The following is a 16,819-nucleotide window of genomic DNA, read 5'->3' as shown; positions in this document are numbered from 1 at the left end:
TTTAAAAATCAATGCACTTAGGAAACATCAATTGTTGGACCGAAAATTTGTTCAAAGGCGTGTTTGAGAGCAATATCAATATCATGCATTGTTACAGGGTAACCTAGATCCAGAAAGCTTGTTACACCGTGGTTTTTAATTCCACAAGGAACAATTCCTGAATAATGGGCTAAATTAGGATTAACATTGATAGAAACTCCATGAAAACTTATCCATTTGCGCACTCGAATGCCAATAGCTGCAATTTTATCTTCGGAAGAAAGATCATTTTGTTTTGATGGGCAATGAGACTGTTTAACCCAGACACCAACTCGATCTTCTCTCCGTTCGCCTTTAATATTAAAGTTTGCAAGCATCTGTATGATCCATTCTTCTAATGCACTAATAAAAGCACGAATGTCTTGTTTTCGGCGTTTAAGATCAAGCATGATATAAGCAATACGCTGCCCTGGACCGTGATATGTGAATTCGCCTCCACGTCCTGCTTCATAAACAGGGAATAAATTAGGCGCCAAAAGATCTTTTTTATTTGCACTCGTCCCTGCTGTATAAAGGGAAGGGTGCTCAAGAAGCCAAACCTGTTCATGCGCGGTTTTTGCAAGAATTTTTTCTACACGTTCTTGCATATAACGCAGAGCTTCAGGATACTCAACTAGATGATTACTTATCTTCCATTCAACGGGTGGATTTCCTAGAATTGCATTAAAATGATATGATAAGTTATTACGATCCGTATGTTTTAATTCAAATGTCATTGGTAATATTTATCTTGATGTTCGAGTTTGTATTATAATCAGAAAAATAAAAAAAGAACAGGATTAAGAGATAGTTTATAAGAAGTGCAATGAATTTTATTAAAAAAATCGTTATGCTCGTTTTACCATCTTCCTGTTGCACCGCCACCACCTGATGATCCACCACCACCTCTGAATCCTCCTCTCCCTGAAGGTCCGCCAAAGATTCCACCAGAACCTCTACCGCTCGCATTTAAGTTTAAAAACCAAGGTGTGAAGACAATACCCAGCCAAAGATACTTTCGTGGACCTATTTTTTTACCAAAAATCATAGCAAGAATGGGCAAACAAATGACTATAAAGAGAATGAGAAACGTGATTGTATTTGTAATCATTTCTTCTTTTTCAGCTTGTTTGCGTTGTTCTTCAACAGCTTTAGCTTTTTGATTGATTCGAAAAGAAAAATCAGCATCACTTTGTGTGATCACTTTGATAATTGCGTGAACGGATTCGACAATTCCTTTTTGATAATTTCCTTCACGAAAATTAGGAATCATGAAGCTATTAATAATGACAGAGGAAATGGCATCTGTTAGTTCTCCTTCCAGACCGTAGCCTACCTCAATACGTGCTTTGCGTTCATTTGGTGCAATGACGATTAATATGCCGTTATTGATTTGTTTTTGACCTAATCTCCATGTACGAAAAAGAGAATTGCTGTATGTCTCTATATCATTGCCCGAAAGAGTAGGGAGCGTCACAAGAACGATTTGATCTCCCGTTTTCTCTTCGAGTGTAGCTAGCTTTTCCGTTAAATTTCTTTGTGTTGCATGATCAAGTAAATGAGCCATATCGTTGATATAGCCGGTTAAGGGAGGAAACTTAGTGTGTGCGTAAGTGACATTCCCCAATGCAATGATCAAATATAGAATACTCAAAGGAACCCATAAACGTAGAAAAATACGACGTTGTATAGAGTGTTGAAATATTTTCATTAATTAAAATTAACCTTTGGTGTTTGTTGGCTATCAGTATCGATGGTAAAAGTAGGCATAGGTTTAGCATCACGAAACCATAGCTTTGCCCAAATCATCGTCGGCATTGTTTTGAGAGCAGTATTGTAAGCACGTACTGTTTCAATATAATCGCGGCGCGCAACGGAAATTCGGTTTTCTGTTCCTTCTAATTGTGATTGAAGAGCAAGAAAGTTCTGGTTTGCTTTAAGATCCGGATAGTTTTCGACAACAGCCATAAGCCGCGAAAGGGCACTTGATAAATTTGCTTGATTTTTGAGATATTGCTGCATAACTTCTGGATTATTCAACATATCTGCATTAATGTTGACTTGCGTTGCTTTGGCACGTGCCTCAATTACATTTGTGAAAACGCTTTGTTCATGAGCTGCGTAAGCTTTAACTGTTTCTACAAGATTGGGGATGAGATCTGTACGACGTTGATATTGATTGAGCACTTCACTCCATGCTGCATGTGCTTTTTCTTCATTTGTTGGTATCGTATTAAATCCGCACCCACTTAAAAATGGCACTAACCATGCCAAAAAAATCACGATTGAAAATTGTTTTAATATTTTAAACATTGAAGAAGTTTGTACATTTAACATAAAGATCTCTCCACAGATATTTTATGTATTATATAGGGTTTATCTTCTTGCTGGAAAGTATTTTGAATTTTATCAACAGGCATATTTATCAATAAACTGACACCTCTATGCGTTTTAGGAACGCTTAAGTGACTTGTTGATATTAAAATAATAGCGGTAATATAGAGGTCATCTTATAAAAGATCAATGATATTCATATAAATTATTATTACAGGAAAATATATTATTTTTATAGTATTTTTGTTTCAAAACATGCATATAATAATTGGGAAAGGGGAAAATCCTGTGATAGAAAGTGTTCAACGGCAAAGTGAAAAGTTTGATGGATTGGCTAATGATTATGATCGTTATCGTCCTCGCTACCCCCTCACTTTATTTAAAACCATGCTCCATCCTTTTAAGAACAAAAAGCATTTGTCCATTGTGGATGTGGGGGCTGGGACAGGTATCGCACTAGAGGGAGTTGTTAATTTTTTAGGAAATGAGCACCAATATCATGCTATCGATGTATCGGCAGATATGATTAAGAAGGGGCGAAGAAAATTTCCTACGGTGCAGTGGTATCAGGGGCGTGCCGAAGACCTATTGCCTCAAATTGGTGAGGTCGATCTTGTCATTGCAGCGCAAGCGTTTCAGTGGATGGATCGTCCTAAGTTGCTTTGTTCTGTTTCAGATCAACTTCGAGTCAATGGTGTCATGGCTGTTATTCAAAATAATCGTGATTTCAAGCATAGTGAATTTCTAGAGGCTTATGAGACATTGTTAGAGAAAATGAGTCCGAACTATTCCCGGTATTATCGTAATTTTGATTTTTTACAGGAAATGAGTGATGGCTTTGGGGTAGATCCAGAAAAGATTTTTTTCCATACGCACAATTGGACGATGATGATCCCATCTGAAGCTTTTATTGGAATGAGCCGCTCTTCAACGCAAGCGCAACGTGCTATTGCTTGCTATGGGGAAGAATATTTGCGGCAATTGGTTGCATTGACAAAGAAATATGAAGTGCAAGGTAATTTGGAGCTTTTGTATCGAAGTGAGCTCTATATGTATGCAGGATAATCTGATATCGATGATTACTTTTGCTCTTTTAGCACATCAGAGTAGGCGGTATTCAGGAGATTAACGTATTATTAAGGTAGATTTTGAGGGGGAGAGTTTTTTCTTCTTCAGCATTCAAATTGACATCTTATTACATATTACATCTTATTTTTATTGTTCACTTTATATGAGAGAGTTTTAAATAGAAAATTTATGAACTAAATTATAGCATCGGAGTGCTTTCTTTACTGTATTTTAACAACAGATTATTTTATAAAAGGGGAAGAGGTAGATTGAATAGAAATATTTGATAATTCTTTGTTTTTACGCTTATTTCTTATTATTAAATGAGAGTTCTTAAATTTTGACAAAAATAACTGAAAAAATACAAAAATTATCATAATCAGAAATTTGCAGAAAAAGGGTAATGGCTTGGAAGAATCTTTAAAAAAACTAATTCTGAAATTATCTCTAAATTCAGATTCAATATAACAAAAAAGTAAAATATAAATATGTTATATGAAGCATTTCTCTTTTTAAATATATAATATAAAAACAATATGTTAATTAAATTTTTTGATATAAGAAAGCTTCTTTTATTTTTATTTTAAATAACGGGTTAGTTCGAGTCTTGTGTGGTTTTATTGAAGATGTACTTTTCAGGTTTCAATCTGGCGCTTTAAATACAATTTTAGAAGTGGTAAATAAGCTTAATTTCTTCTATGTTGTGATATGTTAAATAAGTTTTTTAATTTTCTATAGAGTTTAATTTTTGCAATCATGATAGATTGTGACAGCTATCTGTCTAAGATTTTTATAAGTTTAGTAGGAATAGCTTAATGATATATCCATATGATAAATTCATTGAGTCCTTCGTCTTTACGCTTCATACACAAGAACAAGTCTGCACCATCACACAGTTTATCATTTCCCAATGTTGCGACAGCCCTTGAGACGGTTCATAAGAGGGGTTTTAGTTCTTTTTTGTACAGTTTTATCCATACGCCAATCTCGCTTATGACGTTCAAGCGAATGGTTTTGATTAATTCAACATACACAGATTTAGAATGGGAGAATCTTAAGATGTTCGGATCTCTTATCAAATTCAATATAAATAATGCTAGATTATGATTATAAATTAATGCGTTATCTATTTTTGAAATCCATGACCTTGGTTGTGCTTGTCAATATTTCATTTATCGTCAACTATTCTACTTTTGGATAATGACTCCATCGTAAGGAATACCTTTAAGAAAGTATTCTCGTTTTAAAGAGTCGTTATAGTTTTTTTGTTTTATAGAAGGATCAATAATGCTAAACATTACGCTTTGATTAAAAAAGAAAGTAAATTATGACTATTATACTAAAACCAAGCGAGGTGACGCTTAGTGAACTTGAAGCTATTTATTTTAATGGTGAAGTGAGTAAACTTCATAATGACACACATTTAGCTATAGAGAAAGGGGCTCAGCGCATTGCTGAAATTGCTGCTGGAAGTGAGCCTGTGTACGGTATTAATACTGGTTTTGGGAAGTTGGCTTCCATTAAAATTGATGCGGACGATGTCGCTGTTTTACAGAGAAATCTTATTTTGTCCCATTGTTGTGGGGTAGGAGAGCCTTTAGCTGAAAATATTGTGCGTTTGATAATGAGCTTAAAGCTTATCTCTTTAGGAAGAGGAGCTTCAGGAGTTCGTCTAGAATTGGTAAATTTGCTGGAAAATATGCTTGCAAAGGGCGTCATTCCTGTCATCCCTGAAAAAGGGTCTGTTGGTGCTTCAGGTGATCTAGCTCCACTTGCTCACATGGCGGCTGTTATGATGGGAGAAGGAGAAGCATTTTTTCAAAATATTCGTATGAGTGGAGCGGTTGCATTAGAGAAAGCGGGATTGTCCCCTATTATTTTAGAGGCAAAGGAAGGTCTAGCTCTTATTAATGGGACTCAAACATCAACAGCCCTTGCACTTGCCGGTCTTTTTCGAGCTTATCGGGCATTGTGTGGTGGATTGCTGGCAGGAGCTTTGACGACAGATGCCATTATGGGATCAACGGCGCCATTTCATCCTGATATCCATATTTTACGAGGACATTATGGGCAGATTGCCGTATCGAAAACATTAGAAAAGCTTGTAGAGGATTCAGAAATTCGTGCAGCACATTTACGGGGTGATGAGCGTGTACAAGATCCTTATTGTATACGTTGTCAGCCACAGGTCATGGGGGCATGTTTTGATATTTTGCTGGCAGCAGCAAAAACACTGATTATTGAAGCAAATGCTGTTACAGATAATCCATTGATTTTAAGGAATGGTGAAGTTGTATCAGGTGGGAATTTTCATGCTGAACCTGTAGCGTTTGCTGCTGATCAGATTGCTCTTGCTTTATGTGAAATAGGATCTATTTCTCAACGGCGTATTGCTCTTATGGTTGATCCAGCAGTTTCTTATGGACTTCCAGCTTTTTTAGCGCATAATGCGGGTCTTAATTCAGGTTTTATGATTGCTGAAGTAACAGCAGCAGCTTTAATGTCTGAAAATAAGCAAATGGCCTATCCTGCTTCCGTTGATTCAACACCAACTTCAGCCAATCAAGAAGATCATGTTTCAATGGCTTGCCATGGAGCTCGTCGGTTATTGCTAATGAGCGAAAATCTTTTTACACTTATTGGCATTGAAACGCTTGTTGCAGCACAAGGAATTGAATATCGTGCACCTTTAAAAACAAGTACTTTTTTGCAATCTGTTATGGAATGTTTACGCAAAAATGTTGCTTCTCTTAAGGAAGATCGCTATCTGGCTCCAGATCTTCATCAAGCACATATACTTGTGCGTGAAGGGCACTTATTATCTGTTTTACCAGAAACAATTTTTCCTTCATTAAGTTTTCAATAATATTTATTTTAGGGACAATGATGAAGGGCGGATATTGAATTTTGAAACTTCCTCATATGAAAATATAGAAGATCAATACTATATTTAAATTATTTAATAAATTATGTATTTATTATTGTACATATATGTTGTTTGTAGCCAAATAAATATTTTGTTATTTTATAGTGATCTGGATTTATTATCATAATTTTATAAAAAATATAAATTTAAAATACATATACTTTCTGATTTCTATCAAATTTTTTAATATAAGTTAAATAATATCCAAAAATTATATATTGTAATATTATATTTTATGTATTGTATTAAGTAAAAAAATTATTGTATATTATTCTTATTTTTTAATAATTTATGAATTTTATAGTTCATTTTTGATATTTTAAATAAAAAAGGAGAAAGAAATGGTTAAAAGTGCTAGATTATGTGTTTTAACAACAGTTCTTTTTTTCTCTCAAATTCTCGAGATTCATGCAAATTTTAGGAGAGGTGGCTTTCCAGAGGAAGTTTTCATTATGATAGTGGACCAGGAGAAAGAGCCTCTTATTTCAGCGAAAAACAAAAGTTTTATTGCTATCTCAGGGCAAACTTCTAGAGGTAAGGAGAATGCTATCATTGGACCAACAGTCAAAGATGCTATTTTAACCGTATATTTTTTTTTCATTGGAAAGCTTGTAGTTAAGGCAGTTGGAGTCCTTAAAAGATGGGCTGTAGATACCCTTTCTCATACTTTTGAAAATTGGCGAGATTCGTATTATCATTGATTGAGCTGTTCAATTGGTGTAAAAGGTTTGTTTTCTGGACCCAAAGAGAGTTTACTTAAAGTAACAAAAAATTAATTGTACGCATAGTTAATGCGTTTGTTATGAATTTTTAGGCTTTTATTTCAGTGCACTGAAATAAAAGCCTAAAAGTTTAGATTACATTAAGGTTAATTTTCTCTGTAAAAAACTAGAGAATACGAAATGAATTAAATGACAATTACAAAAAAATTCATTATCACTTTATTTGAATAAAATAATACGAAATTGCAGGCTGTAAAAGCTAGATAGTTCGCAATAAAAGTATTTTTTCATTGTTTAGAGCAAAGTGTTGGACTGGCTGGTCTTCAATGTTTTTTGAAATATATTTGTGAAAGAAACATGAGGCTTTATTTCTCATAGAGCTATTATCGTGGTGTGGATTGTCAGCATTTCAATAAAGTAAGGAAAGAAATGGCAATAAATGAACTGAAAAGAGGGATGAGTAAGCGCCAAGTTATTTTTTTAGCTCTTGGCTCTGCTATTGGAACAGGTCTTTTTTATGGGTCTGCACAGGCAATTAAGCTTGCGGGTCCCAGTGTTTTGATTGCCTATTGTATTGCTGGTTTAGCTATTTTTATGGTTATGCGGGCTCTAGGAGAGATGATACTTCATAATCCATTACCTGGTTCTTTTGCTCGTTATGCGGCAAATTACATATCACCATTAGCAGGTTTTTTAACGGGATGGACATATGTATTTGAGATGATTCTTGTTGGTTTGGCTGATATTACAGCTTTTGCGACTTATATGGGGTTTTGGTATCCTGATGTTGCTCCTTGGGTATGGGCACTGAGTATTACATTAATCATTACAGGTATTAATTTAGCTGCTGTAGAAGTCTATGGTGAACTAGAGTTTTGGCTATCTTCTATTAAAGTTATCGCTATCATTGCAATGATTATTTTAGGAATAGCAATTATTTTTTTTGGGTGGGGTGAAGGTGCAGATTTTTCTACCGTTACTGTTCATAATTTATGGAAAAATGGTGGTATTTTTCCCAATGGTTGGTTTGGTTTTTTAGCTTGCTTTAGTGTTGTTGTTTTTGCTTTTGGTGGTATAGAAATCATTGGGATGGCAGTCATGGAAGTTCAAAACCCTCATCAAACAATTTCAAAGGCAATTAATTCTACTCCAGTTCGTATTTTGCTTTTTTATGTCATGACGTTAGCGATTTTAATGTCACTTTATCCTTGGAATGAGATTGGTCTTATGGACAGCCCTTTTGTATCCATTTTTGAAAATCTTGGGATTTCATATGCGGCAAATATCTTAAATATTGTTGTTGTTACAGCGGCTATTTCTGCAATGAATAGTGGAATGTATGGTGCTTGTCGCATGATACATGGTTTATCGCAGGAAGGTTATGCTTTAAAGAAGTTTCAATATTTATCAAAAAATGGTATACCGATTTTTGTTATTTTGATGATTTTCGGTATTTTTCTTCTTGGTGCTGTCCTTAATTATTTTTACCATGAAAAGCTTTTTTTTCTTATTGCTGCAATGGCAACATTTGCGACAGTTTTTGTTTGGATGATGATTCTACTTTCACAATTTTTTATGCGAATTAAGATGCCTAAAGAAGCACAGAATGGTTTAAAATTTCCAATTCCATTTTGGCCAATAGGATCGATTTTTTCTATTTTATTTATGGTTTTTATTTTTATTCTCTTATGGTATTTTGATGAGACACGGCCAATTTTAATTATAGGTTTTAGTTGGATTGTTTGGCTTGTTATTTGTTTCTATGCACTTAAACTTTATAATTTTAAGCAAAAGAAACAGCAATAAAATGTGAATAGAGATAAAACTCAAAACAAATAACTGATGTCATCAGGAGAACAGTTGTTTGATTGTTATACTCTAAAGATTAGAACAATTGAGATTGAAAAAAATCTGCTCGTTATTATTTTGCTTTGGAAGTTTTTGTGAGCCATTGCTTATGCTAACGGCCAAATCATATAAATATTGGGCATTTTTTTATGGTGAGCTTTGAAATCAATATAAGTCTTTCATGTTAAAATGCTTAACAATGCAAATAGATTTTAATAGAGACAAGATTATAGGCAGATATCTTTTTCTAAACGTATTAATGGAGTTCTGTTTTACAAGGTAAGTTATTGTTTTTATTATTTTATAAGCTCTTTAAAAAATTTGTTGTTTAAATTTTGTTGTTTAAGAAACTACTATTGCTTTTAGAAGCGAAGATAAAGTTCTAGATGTATTCTCTCGAAAAGAAGGGTTGGAGTCTTCTGTATCCTTTAAAAGGATATTTGAGTTGTTGTGGGGTAAAGGGGAGAAGTTTTTTATTATCTATTATTTTTTCTTAAAGAGGATTGGCGTTGGTAGAAAATAGTGAATAATCAAAGTCATTGTATCATTGCGTTTGCAAAAACTTCAATAAAGAGCAGTAAGGTATCACAATAAAATTTCATAGAAGAGTAAATTAAAGAGAACAATGAATGTGTGACAGTTTTACGATTCTTGTTGTTATTGCGAGCAAAAGAGCAAGGATCTAACTTATTTTTTATAATATTGATACGGGATAATTTTTATCACAAGTGGAGAAGGACAAAATGCACTCCGCAACTGTGTTGTGGGTCATAGTAATCATAGTTCAAGTACACAGGAAGAGCACACAGGCTTTGGCTTTCAGATTGAAAAGAGCAGCAGCGGTGCTTCTGTTGTGGGTGCGAGTGCGAAAGACACTAGCGATCAATAGGAAAATAGCTCCGTTCAATCCTATTTCAAAGCGCAGAGAGGTGCAGATTATTACTGATCATGATGTAAACATGTAAGCCGACAAATGTTTCAGCAGAGTGTGATGTCAACGTTGATGCTGGAAATAATATCACGCTTTCGGAAAACTATGATATCTCTAAGATACAAGAAATGCCTGAAAAGTGCTTTGTTGGTGTGACAGGATCTGTCAATGTGGGCATTCTTGGTACCATAAAAGATGTAAGGGGCGCAGCCAAACGTTTTGATTATAGAGATGTAAAACACAAAATCGATAATAGTTTGATTGGCGGGCTAAATGGCAATGCAGTCGCGATTGTTCGTGCATGTAGCCCCCCAAAGTAAAGGATTGCGTGACTTTAAAAAGCGAGATATCCACAATATAGCAAAGAAACAATATCTATCTTTTGGGAACAGCTGATAAGGCTCTATCGATAGAAAATCTATTATATGTCGTAAATGATGGCGAAAAAGATCATGTTTACCTACAAAACCATTTACTTAACCCCATTGGTATAGGATTTGGTCACAATCCACCTACTTTTTATAAGGTATCCTTGGAGTTTCCCTATATATTATTTCCACCAGCAATTCCCATGCGAAAGGAGAGGAGAGCGGTAGGCGCCTATGATCCTAGAATTTTTATAGTCATGCGCCTTATACGTGTGCAATGCACTATGGAACGCTTCATATTATGCCAATTTATTCGATTTTAGATAATTTAGGTTTAGGTTATTTATGGAGAAAAAAATGCAACAAATCTTAAAATTATTAAGTGGTCTCATTCTGTCAAATATCGCTGGATATAACATCGACAAGCCCCACTAGGAGTTTTGAGTGCTTGGGAGAAACCTAGAGCAGACTTTACTGAGGTAAGAAAAGCACTGTTAGAATGTGGCATACCAGCTCCTTATGATATCTTTCCAGAAAATAAAAAGTTAAGCATCAATGCAGTGGCTTCCATTGATGTTTGCATGATCCAAGCAAAATTCCACTACAAATGGGGAGGACTATATTGGTGTTATACTTAATAAAGATGAAAACCTCTCCATTTGTCGTCCTAGTGCTGTTATCCCGCAACGAAGTGTCAAGAAGCGTTTGAACAGCTCGTTTTGTAAAAAATATAAAACCGCTCCTGAATATCAGCCTTAATTTTTGCTGATGATGATCAACAATCCCTATCTTCATGTTTTTCATGCCTGTGCGCGGGGGGCTTAATTAACCATTTCAATGCTATTTATTTATGGGTACTACAACTGTAGGCGCAATAATATAAAAATATCTATTTTTGTTGTAATCAAAATATTGATAATAATTATAAGCATGCCGTTGATAGAATATGATTTTAGTAATAATTTTACCGTATTTTTGATATAAAAATAATGTTATAATCTTCGGGAAGATAAAAATAATAAAGGTTGATAATGTCCATCATTGTTTTGAAAATAAAAAACAGCATGTAAAATAATTTATAGATTGTTTCGTGCCAAAATTACTCAAGGATAGGAAAATGAAGCATATTTTAAAATTATTAAGCGGGATAACCTTATTTGTTATGGCTGGATGTTACGAAGAACAGCCTTCTCGAACAGCTGTAGATGCATGGGAAAAGCCCGGCGCAGATCAGCTTGAGATCAAAAAAGCTCTGTTGGAATGCGGAGTGCAGAATTTGGATGGTCGGCTTGATACAGAAACAAGTATGGATGAGAAATTCAATGCTGAGGAGGCAGAGAATGCATGTATGATCCAAGCAGGTTTCCGAGATAAATTGGGAAGGGTGAAGTGGTGTGAGAAATATGAAAATCTTCCAATTTGTCAGCCTGATGCAGTTATTCCTCAGCGAAGTGTAGAGAGGCGTTTGAATAGTCCTCATTGTAAAGAGCATAAAGAACAACCTGAATGTCAACCTTAGGTATTGATGTTTCTGTAATCAATAATCCTCATATTCTTTTTCTCGCATGGGGGGCAGGGTTTCTTTTTTTTAATGTACTAGCCATCTTGTATGCGAGAAAATACTAACAAGTTTTTCAGCCTTTCTATCGTAAATATTGAAGGGGGGAAATGAAAAATATTGAAATTATTGAGTGTTATAATTTTATTAAGCTCTGCTGGATGTGTTAGCAAATCTCCTCCAATCGATCTTGGCATTATGAGAAAAGCCCAATGTCAATGAATCTACGATCTCACAAGCACTGTTCAAATGTGGCAGGCAGCCAATCTACGCTTTTCCTGAAAATATGGATTCGTGTGCAAGTGAGTTTGCAGCAATTTATGAATGCATGACTAAAGCAGGTTATCGATACAAACCACAAGATTCAAAGAGAATCTACTTTTATCAGTATCGCGAAGTGATTCATTTTAGCAAATTTAATGGTAGTAAGGTATCAGCAGGTTATAGGTAATGATATTTTTGGTGTACCAATTAGACGAAAAAGATGTTACGTCTTGATGAATGATAAAAAACGCTAGTAAATAAAAAAAGCTTTGCACAAGTGATCATCAACAGTAGAATACTCATTTTAAAGCAATAATTGAATGAAAATATTAAACGGGAGAAGAGAAAAATACAGCTCTTTTGTCTCCAATATAGTTATATTCATCAGCTACGAGATTAGCAATAGTGTTGTTGTCAGATGATGATAGTGGAGGATAGTGAGTTGTTGTTTAGAGAAATTTATTCAATATAAAGAATGTCAAATAATAGCTTTGCTAAAATATCTGCTTTAATGATAATAAACAGATAGCTTTCATAAAACTGATTTTGATGAAATTTTATTTTGGTGTTTTTTAATTTTAAGATGGTGAGTGTTTTACTGTATTTTAGATTTTATCAAAAGATCTAAAGTATTATGCAAGTAATTTTGATATAAAGATCTTTTCATTTTATGATAATTTTTTTGTTAGATACTAGCATTTTTAATACAGAAATTGTGTACATTAGGTTATAAATTAGTGTGCGATTTTTTGTTTTTTATTGTAGTTAAAGAAATGATGCTGTTATAGCTTTCATATAATATATCTCATTATATCGTATTTTTATTAAAACGGTTCGATTGTTTAAATCTTAAAAATTGTTATCATTTTGTTGCATTTTTATTTTTCGGTGGTGAGATAAATTGAATATTATATCTCTTCGAAATTCACATTTTTCGCGTTTTTTGAGATGCACTCTTTAAAGAGATTGTCATCATAAATGGTGTTTTTAAACTTTTTGTTCTTTCTTTACATAAAATACAAAACATATTATGAGTATGCTATAATTTATCATAAAAAACAAAAAATATCAATTTGTTTTATTCTTATTGTGTTTAATTCGTGGTTTGTTTTTTTTGCCAGCATTTTTTGTTTTGTTGAAAAAAAGAGAGTTTTGAAAAACAATGATAACCAAGGTATCTAAAAATCACTTGTATTCGTGTGTTTTTACAGCAGCTATTTTTTCTTTTTTATTAAATATAAATATTGAGGCGCATTCTCATTCATATACATCACTGTCATGTGACGAAAACAAATTGCCTTATAAATGCAGTGATGGTGTAAAGCATACAATTAGTGATAAAGTATATAAGTTCACGGTACCTGTTAAAGAAAAGAATGGGGAGGGTAGTTCTCTCATATTGCCTGCTGCTATAGTAGTGCAGGAGCCAAATACAGTTATTCAGGCAATGCGTGTAGAGGTTGAAGCTACTGCGGGTATAGAAGATATTTATGGTGTTTCTGTATCACAAGGGGGAAGAGTTGTTTTGAGTGATTCAGCTTTTAAAAATGTGTCAATAGGTCTTAAAGCTGATAGTGGAATGATTGAGGTTAATCGTGGAATAATTGAGGCTTCTCAGTTTGCGGCTTATGCAGAGAAGCGAGGAGCATCTGTTACGTTAACGAATACAAAAATTAAAGTGGAAGGTTTGGGTATCGGTCAAGAGAGTGCTCTTTTCGTTAGGGTTGATGCGGGTATTCAGATGAAAAGTGGTTTTATTGATGTGAATGATGCTGCTGCGCTTTATGTGGGGAGAGGGGGGAGTGCGACTTTAGATGGTGTTACCATTACTTCAAAATATCAAAAAACAGAAGACAATGAAAATACAAGTGAAAAGATTGCACATACAGTTTTCAATGTAAAACATCAGGGCTCTGTTTATTTAAAAAATACTAATATTATTTCTACGGATGTTCATGTTTTAACAGTTGGACAAGATTCTAACACACTGTCCAATAATGGAAGGGAAGGAAATATTTTAATTTCGCGGGTTAATATTGAAGATTCAACAATTAAAGCAATAGGTAATAAACATGGTATGTATTTTGAGATGGATGGGGGGAATGATGCGTATGAACAGGGACTTGTCTTTTTGAAAAGGACGATTTTTGAGGTTCCAGATGGGACAGCTATTCACAGTAATAATAGTCGTAGTTATATTGCAGTAACAGAAGGTACAAAAATTTTTGGTGACTTATTATTAACAGCTGAAAAGGGAGGGACTGTAGCGATTTTGGCTGATTCTTCTTCATTGATAGGAGGGACTCGTGTTGCCGATGATTCTATTGCTGAGCTTTATTTGACAAGGGGATCAAAATGGTTTTTGACAAAAAGAAGAGAGATAGCTTCGCAAGCTGCAAACCGCACAAGTTCATTTATTTCATTTGTGAAAGTTTCTGATAGTTTTATTGCTTTTGAAACTCCAATTTTTCAGGATTATCAGACACTTTATATTGGGGAGGGAGAGAAAGAAGTTTATAGTGCGCAAGATAGGGCAGATATTTATCTCAATACACATTTCAGTAGTGATGGTTTGCTCGATAATAAAAAGACTGATCGGCTTTTGATACATGGTGATGTTTCTGGAAAAACGACAGTTTATGTGCAATTTGTCACAGGAAACCAAGGTGAGATAGCAACCGGTGAAAATGTTCATAGTATTTCACTTATTCAGGTTTCTGGAAAAGCGGCAGAAGATTCTTTTCAGTTAGATCGTGCTTATATTGCATTAGAAGGGTTGCCTTACCGATATTATCTTCATGCTTATGGTCCAGATTCTACTCTTGGAAATGCACAAATTTCTCAAAGATTGGTTGATGGAAATGGAGATTTTTGGGATTTTCGCCTTGAAAGTAAGTATATTCAGCCTTCTTTGGGAGTGTCTGTTATCCCTCATTCTGAGTTAAAGGTCAGAGAGGTTGTTCCACAAGTTCCAACCTATCTTTTGTTACCGAATGCTTTGTTTCATATTGGACTCATGGATATCAGTAATCAACAAAAGGAATTGCAAGTTACGCAGTCTATTCCTCGAAAATTATTAAAAGTTGAAGGGAATTTTGCTTTATCTGTCCACGGTTATGGTGGGAGTTATCGTTATGTCTCAGATCTTTCTAAACTTAAATATGGGCACGATGGTCATGTTGATTATAACGCTATAAAAACAAACATTTTGCTCAAAACAATAGAGAGCGCATATGGTACGACATCTTTTGGGATTATGGGAACCTATGGAAAGCTTTCCTTACAACCTCGTAACGTGGAACAAAGCCAAAAGAGTACGTTTAATAAATGGTCATTTACGACATACGGTAGTGTGAAACACAACACTGGTTTTTATATAGATGGTCTTTTATCTTATGGTTTGTTTAAAGGGGATGTGCTTACCCATGCTTGGGGTAAGACGGCGACATTAAAAGCAAATCCTTTGAACGTTTCGTTTTCTGCTGGTAAAGTGTTTATGACAGGATATAAAGATCTTATTTTTGATCCGCAACTTCAGCTTATTTATCAATATCTTCAATTTGATAAGTTTCGTGATATTGATGGATTTGATGTTGAGATGAAAAAAATAGGTCAATGGTTTGTGCGTATTGGTGGACGTTTAAGTAAAACATTTACAGCATTTGAAAAGGATCGGATCACTTCTTTTTATGGTAATATTCATCTTGCTCGTTGTTTTGATAAAGAACAATTTGTTCATTTTAAAGATGCTTTCCAGTTGGGTTCTTTTGGCTCTTCCTTAGAAGTTGGTTTGGGTGTCAATTCACAGTTTTCTTCTAAAGTTACACTCCACAGTGATGTTAGCTATCAGCATAGGTTAACCAAGGCTGGTTTTTCTGGAGTTCATTTTTCTGGTGGTTTGCGCTATCATTTTTAATAAATCTTTTTAAAAATAATAAATGTGATTTTTAAAGTTTTGTTTTATTTCCTTGATTTAAACCATTGATAGTGCAGCAATTTTAATTGCTTCTTTTAATAATGGCATCATGTGTTTTAATAAGTATGAAAGGATCACGTTGATTTATTTTTTTATCTGGTTGATAGGGGGGCTTAAATGTTTCAAAAAAATTGATAATGAGACTGTAAATCTATTTGTGTTATTTTGGCTATAGATATTTTGGATGTATTCGTCATCAGCTTTTTAAAATAGTAGCTTTATTATCCTATTATGCTGTAAAGTATTGTCGTTTGAAGTTGCTGATATCAATCATGAAAGGCAGGGAGGTGTGTTGACTGTTGATTTAAGAGCTTTTGCTGTTAAGCAAAGGAGGGCATATGTCAAATATAAAGCGCTATTGTTTCGTGGATAATACGCATTTTTATGCTTTTAAATTTTGTAAAAAGCGTTTTTGAAGCTGTTCGTATCGATAGCATTATTGTAGGTGGATCATGAGAAAAGTGGTAAAGCTTGAACACTTTTACCATCAAATTCAACATCTTCAGTTCTTATAATGATAAATGCTTTAAAAAATTGTTCTAATGGCTGTATTGAATATGTGAAGAAGATCATGTCTTATTTGTGAAATAGATATGAAATATAACTTTTAAATCAGAGTGGGGGCTGTAAGATCTTTTTTTCTTCTTTGAGACGTGGGGAGAAGAGGTTGGTCGTATCGAAAAAGTCGTTTAGAAGTTTTTATTATTGTTTCAAATACAGAAACATTGAAGAGCTTTTATTAAAATGGGGTGTAAAAGTAGATCATATTTCCCTCAATTTCTGTTTTTTGAAATATGCATCTTTAA

The 16,819-nt window shown here is 34.1% G+C and carries 10 protein-coding genes and 1 pseudogene; 8 read left to right on the top strand and 3 right to left on the bottom strand.

What is annotated here, in order from left to right; translation table 11 throughout:
- Window positions 1-17: 17 nt before the first annotated feature.
- The 3 genes from lipB to ACFIJK_RS05030 form a co-directional block, all read right to left on the bottom strand.
- Complete coding sequence (lipB, locus tag ACFIJK_RS05040; RefSeq protein ID WP_375626017.1) at window positions 18-755, bottom strand: lipoyl(octanoyl) transferase LipB; 738 nt, start codon at window positions 753-755, stop codon at window positions 18-20.
- 122 nt (window positions 756-877) lie between these two features.
- Window positions 878-1,729: a TPM domain-containing protein gene (locus tag ACFIJK_RS05035; RefSeq protein WP_375626970.1), complete on the bottom strand. Its 852-nt coding sequence runs from the start codon at window positions 1,727-1,729 to the stop codon at window positions 878-880.
- Window positions 1,729-2,355 (bottom strand): LemA family protein, encoded by a 627-nt coding sequence (locus ACFIJK_RS05030; protein WP_015856539.1) that lies wholly within the window; start codon window positions 2,353-2,355, stop codon window positions 1,729-1,731. Before ACFIJK_RS05030 ends, ACFIJK_RS05035 begins: the two co-directional genes overlap by 1 nt.
- A 252-nt stretch (window positions 2,356-2,607) precedes the next feature.
- On the opposite strand from ACFIJK_RS05030, the gene ACFIJK_RS05025 reads away from it, so the two are divergent.
- The 8 genes and pseudogenes from ACFIJK_RS05025 (at window position 2,608) to ACFIJK_RS04990 (ending at window position 15,953) form a co-directional block, all read left to right on the top strand.
- The gene (locus ACFIJK_RS05025; RefSeq protein ID WP_375626968.1) at window positions 2,608-3,417 is read left to right on the top strand and encodes a class I SAM-dependent methyltransferase; all 810 of its coding nucleotides are present in this window, start codon (window positions 2,608-2,610) and stop codon (window positions 3,415-3,417) included.
- A 1,330-nt stretch (window positions 3,418-4,747) separates the two neighbouring features.
- Window positions 4,748-6,286 carry a histidine ammonia-lyase gene (hutH, locus tag ACFIJK_RS05020; RefSeq protein ID WP_375626966.1) on the top strand — a complete coding sequence of 513 codons (1,539 nt, stop codon included), beginning with the start codon at window positions 4,748-4,750 and terminating at the stop codon, window positions 6,284-6,286.
- 512 nt (window positions 6,287-6,798) lie between these two features.
- Window positions 6,799-7,047: a hypothetical protein gene (locus tag ACFIJK_RS05015; protein ID WP_375626964.1), complete on the top strand. Its 249-nt coding sequence runs from the start codon at window positions 6,799-6,801 to the stop codon at window positions 7,045-7,047.
- Window positions 7,048-7,497: 450 nt separating this feature from the next.
- Window positions 7,498-8,874 (top strand): amino acid permease, encoded by a 1,377-nt coding sequence (locus tag ACFIJK_RS05010; protein ID WP_375626962.1) that lies wholly within the window; start codon window positions 7,498-7,500, stop codon window positions 8,872-8,874.
- Between the two features lie 1,101 nt (window positions 8,875-9,975).
- Entirely contained in the window at window positions 9,976-10,167 is a 192-nt protein-coding gene (locus tag ACFIJK_RS05005; protein WP_375626960.1) for a hypothetical protein, read from the top strand.
- Window positions 10,168-10,572: 405 nt separating this feature from the next.
- A pseudogene (locus ACFIJK_RS05000) lies at window positions 10,573-10,974 on the top strand (hypothetical protein).
- Window positions 10,975-11,332: 358 nt separating this feature from the next.
- Entirely contained in the window at window positions 11,333-11,734 is a 402-nt protein-coding gene (locus tag ACFIJK_RS04995; RefSeq protein WP_375626958.1) for a hypothetical protein, read from the top strand.
- Between the two features lie 1,465 nt (window positions 11,735-13,199).
- Window positions 13,200-15,953, top strand: coding sequence for an autotransporter outer membrane beta-barrel domain-containing protein (locus tag ACFIJK_RS04990; RefSeq protein WP_375626955.1), 2,754 nt, complete (start codon window positions 13,200-13,202; stop codon window positions 15,951-15,953).
- The last annotated feature ends 866 nt before the right edge of the window (window positions 15,954-16,819 follow it).

Origin of the sequence: Bartonella sp. PS17NMGDW, assembly GCF_042193555.1 — a bacterium.
GTDB classification, from domain to species: domain Bacteria; phylum Pseudomonadota; class Alphaproteobacteria; order Rhizobiales; family Rhizobiaceae; genus Bartonella; species Bartonella grahamii.
This window is presented reverse-complemented; position numbering and strand designations above follow the sequence as displayed.

Coding starts and splice junctions, on each gene's coding strand:
- lipB (WP_375626017.1), bottom strand. CDS start 755: ATGACATTTGAATTAAAACATACGGATCGTAATAACTTATCATATCAT.
- ACFIJK_RS05035 (WP_375626970.1), bottom strand. CDS start 1,729: ATGAAAATATTTCAACACTCTATACAACGTCGTATTTTTCTACGTTTA.
- ACFIJK_RS05030 (WP_015856539.1), bottom strand. CDS start 2,355: ATGTTAAATGTACAAACTTCTTCAATGTTTAAAATATTAAAACAATTT.
- ACFIJK_RS05025 (WP_375626968.1), top strand. CDS start 2,608: ATGCATATAATAATTGGGAAAGGGGAAAATCCTGTGATAGAAAGTGTT.
- hutH (WP_375626966.1), top strand. CDS start 4,748: ATGACTATTATACTAAAACCAAGCGAGGTGACGCTTAGTGAACTTGAA.
- ACFIJK_RS05015 (WP_375626964.1), top strand. CDS start 6,799: ATGATAGTGGACCAGGAGAAAGAGCCTCTTATTTCAGCGAAAAACAAA.
- ACFIJK_RS05010 (WP_375626962.1), top strand. CDS start 7,498: ATGGCAATAAATGAACTGAAAAGAGGGATGAGTAAGCGCCAAGTTATT.
- ACFIJK_RS05005 (WP_375626960.1), top strand. CDS start 9,976: ATGCCTGAAAAGTGCTTTGTTGGTGTGACAGGATCTGTCAATGTGGGC.
- ACFIJK_RS04995 (WP_375626958.1), top strand. CDS start 11,333: ATGAAGCATATTTTAAAATTATTAAGCGGGATAACCTTATTTGTTATG.
- ACFIJK_RS04990 (WP_375626955.1), top strand. CDS start 13,200: ATGATAACCAAGGTATCTAAAAATCACTTGTATTCGTGTGTTTTTACA.